This window comes from Actinophytocola sp., from assembly GCF_035712165.1.
Classification (GTDB): Bacteria; Actinomycetota; Actinomycetes; order Mycobacteriales; family Pseudonocardiaceae; genus DASYTH01.
This window is the reverse complement of the sequence record NZ_DASTBH010000056.1, coordinates 1-2510: the sequence shown is the minus strand read 5'-3', so window position 1 is coordinate 2510 and position 2510 is coordinate 1. Positions and strand designations below refer to the sequence as shown.

At 70.5% G+C, this 2510-nt stretch carries 3 protein-coding genes and 1 pseudogene; 3 read left to right on the top strand and 1 reads right to left on the bottom strand.

What is annotated here, in order from left to right; translation table 11 throughout:
* Positions 1 to 424, top strand: a pseudogene (locus tag VFO68_RS02665) (hypothetical protein); the annotation flags it as partial.
* Between the two features lie 185 nt (positions 425 to 609).
* On the opposite strand, the gene VFO68_RS02660 reads toward VFO68_RS02665, so the two are convergent.
* Positions 610 to 1191 (bottom strand): TetR/AcrR family transcriptional regulator, encoded by a 582-nt coding sequence (locus tag VFO68_RS02660; RefSeq protein WP_325156510.1) that lies wholly within the window; start codon positions 1189 to 1191, stop codon positions 610 to 612.
* Between the two features lie 84 nt (positions 1192 to 1275).
* On the opposite strand from VFO68_RS02660, the gene VFO68_RS02655 reads away from it, so the two are divergent.
* Both VFO68_RS02655 and VFO68_RS02650 read left to right on the top strand, forming a co-directional pair.
* Positions 1276 to 1749 carry an SRPBCC domain-containing protein gene (locus VFO68_RS02655; protein WP_325156509.1) on the top strand — a complete coding sequence of 158 codons (474 nt, stop codon included), beginning with the start codon at positions 1276 to 1278 and terminating at the stop codon, positions 1747 to 1749.
* On the top strand, positions 1746 to 2510 hold a 765-nt coding region (locus VFO68_RS02650; protein ID WP_325156508.1), incomplete at its 3' end, for an SDR family NAD(P)-dependent oxidoreductase. The genes VFO68_RS02655 and VFO68_RS02650, both read left to right, overlap by 4 nt.

The following is a 2510-nucleotide window of genomic DNA, read 5'->3' as shown; positions in this document are numbered from 1 at the left end:
CGAGGGCATCCGCGAGCGGGATGAGATCACCGCACCCGGCGGCGACGGCGTCGTCAGCTATGTGTCGACCGAGGACGTCGCGGCGGTCGCGGCCGGCGCCCTGACCCAGAACGGGCACGAAGGCAAGGCCTACGCACCGTTCGGCCCGCAGCCGCTGACCCTGACCGAGGTCGCCGAGCACATCTCGTGGGCCACCGGGCGCCGGATCCGATACGTCGAGACCGACCGCACACCTATCCGCGACGCGCTCCTGGCCGCCGGCGCACCACCCGAGACCGCCGAGCACAACAGCCAGGTCTACGTCCACGCGTTTCGCTCCGGCGCGCTGGGTGGGCTCAATGACGACGTGCTCGACGTGACCGGCCGGCCGCCGGTCAGCTTCGCCGAGTTCGCCGTCGGCGCCGCAGCGGCCTGGCGCCGGTAAGGCACCGACCACAGCCCACCTGGGTGCGGCACGAGGCCGGGTCGCACGTTGCTTACGACTAGCGAACGCGCGTGTTCGGATGCCGCACGTGAGGATGTCGATGTCGAGTCGCCGTGTGCTGCGAACCGCGCCCGTCGTCGTGCTTGTGGGGTTCGGTTGCCCGCGACCGCGCCCGGCGGGAATGATCATGGCGGGGTGGCGAGGGTGTCGATCCATCGTTGCAGGTGCCGCACCTGGCCGGACATGAGTTCGGGGTCGCGCAGTGCGCTGGCCAACAGTGCGCCGCCCTGGACCCCGGCGAACAGCGCGGTCGCGAGTTCCCGCGCGTCACGATGGCCGAGGTTATGCAGCTGGATCTCCATCCACTCCAGGATGCGTCGGATCGGTCGGGCCGCCTCGAGGTCCAGGCCGTCGTCGCGGCGGTCGAGCTCGGCGGTCAGCGTGCCGAACGGGCAGCCGTAGCGGGCGACCAGCTCGCGCATCTGCTCCCACCGGCGCACCAGTGCCGTGAGCCGCTGCGCCGGCCCGGCCAGCTCCTCGAATGCGGTGAGCATGGCCTCGACCTGGCCGACCTGGGCGTCGATCACGGCTCGGACCAGGTCGTCCTTGGTCTTGAAGTAGTAGTAGACGTTTCCCACGGGAACATCGGCCGCGTGCGCGACCTCGGCGAGCGTGGTCGCGGCGAGACCCTGGCGGTGCACCAACTCGGCCGCGCCGGCGACCAGCCGCTCCCGTTTACCACCGCGCGCAGTGCGTGAGTCAGTCATCTCACTCAAACCCTAGCTCGCCCGCGTCAACACTGCTACGGTCGATTTAGTCAGTCAACTAACTCACTCACCCGGAGGTGGCCGATGAGCGGTTCCGCGCAGACCTACCACGTGTTCATCCGGGCCGGCGCGCAGGCGGTGTGGGACGGCATCACCCGGCCCGAGCACAGCGCCGGTTATCTGTTCGGCGCGCTGGTCGACACCACCGGCCAGATCGGGTCGCCGTTTCGCTACCACGCGCCCGACCGCTCCCGGCTGTGGGGCGATGACACCGTGCTGGATGCCGATCCCCCGCACCGGCTCGTGATCAGCTATCGCGGCCTGTACGACCCCGACCTGGCGGCCGAGCCGGCCAGCCGGGTCAGCTGGCTGATCGAGCCCGGTGCGGACGGGGTCACCCTGCTCACCGTCGTCCACGACCAACTCGACACCGCGCCGAGGACCGCCGCCCGGGTGGCCGGCACCGGTTGGATGCGGGTCCTCAGTGGACTCAAGACCGTGCTGGAAACCGGCGCGGGAATGACCGACGCACACCCCACCGCGGCGGCCCAGCGATGAGCGCCCTGTCCAGCTACGGCTCCTGGGCCGTCATCACCGGCGCCTCCTCCGGCATCGGCCGCGCCTTCGCCGAACACTGCGCCGCCGAGGGCCTCAACCTCGTCCTGGCCGCACGCTCCACCGACCGGCTCACCGAACTGGGCCGGGACCTCACCCGCACCCACGGCATCGAGCACCGCGTCGTCACCGTCGACCTCAGCCACGCCGACGGCGCTGCGGAACTCCTCGCCGCCTGCCAGGACCTCGACGTAGGGCTGCTGGTCTCCAACGCCGGCAACGGAAACCCCGGCCACTTCCTCGACCAGGACCTACCCGACCTGCACCAACGCCTCATCCTCAACACCACCACCCACCTGGACCTGGCGCACGGCTTCGGCCGCCGGTTCGTCCACCGCGGCCGCGGCGCCATGGTGCTGGTCTCCGCCCTCGGCGCACTGCACGGGCTACCCAACATGGCCCACGAAAGCGCCGCGAAATCCTACGTCCTCAACCTCGGCGAAGCCCTGCACCACGAACTGAAGCCGGCCGGAGTGAAGGTCACCGTCATGCTCCCCGGCAACGTCGACACCCCGATCATCGACCGGTACGGCCTGGACCGAACCAGCCTCCCGATCCGACCCCTCCCCCCGGCCACCGCCGTCCGACAAACCCTCCACGCCCTGCACGCCGGACACCCCACGATCGTGCCCGACCGACGCCTGCGCCTCCTCACCCGGCTCACCCCACGCCGAATCTCCATCAGGATGAACGGCCGCCTGCTC